The organism is Secundilactobacillus angelensis (assembly GCF_012641075.1).
In the GTDB taxonomy this organism is placed as follows: domain Bacteria; phylum Bacillota; class Bacilli; order Lactobacillales; family Lactobacillaceae; genus Secundilactobacillus; species Secundilactobacillus angelensis.
This window is the reverse complement of sequence record NZ_JAAXLJ010000069.1, coordinates 1-600: the sequence shown is the minus strand read 5'-3', so window position 1 is coordinate 600 and position 600 is coordinate 1. Positions and strand designations below refer to the sequence as shown.

Annotated in this window: 1 pseudogene; it reads left to right on the top strand. The window is 44.8% G+C overall.

Annotated elements, in window-relative coordinates:
• Window positions 1-600, top strand: a pseudogene (locus HC026_RS12390) (relaxase/mobilization nuclease domain-containing protein); the annotation flags it as partial.

The following is a 600-nucleotide window of genomic DNA, read 5'->3' as shown; positions in this document are numbered from 1 at the left end:
GGTCAATCTTCAAACTGGTAAAAAGCTTGATGAGCGTAAGGGTTCTGCTGTTGAACGTGCTAGAAATGCCAATGACGAAATTTCCAAAGAGCAAGGCTGGAAAGTCATTGAACCCGTGCGTGAACACCAGTCCAGAACAGAACAGGACTTGACCAAAAAAGGGCAATATTCTTACATGGCTGACTTACGAGGTCGAATTGATACTACTATGCAGGATACATCTATTTGCGATTTTAAGACGTTCTCAGACGTTTTGGGTCAATCTGGGGTAATTGTCAGGGAACGTGGTCAAAGTTTCTCATACGCATTTTTAGACGCCAATAATAAGCAAAGACGAGCAAGGGGGAAGCGGCTCGGGACGGACTACGATAAGGAGGCCATCGACAATGAGCTGGCGAGACGAACTAGAGAAAGAACAGAACAACAACTCGACCGTGAAGACCAAGCAAGATCTACTGAACTTGTGCGAGACACAACAGCAACTGATACAGCGCTTGAACAGCGAGAACGAGACACTGAACCAAGAAAACCAGCGCTTAATCAGCAATCAACAAAAATTGAACGACTTGGAACTTCAATGCAAGAAATTAATGACCGAGG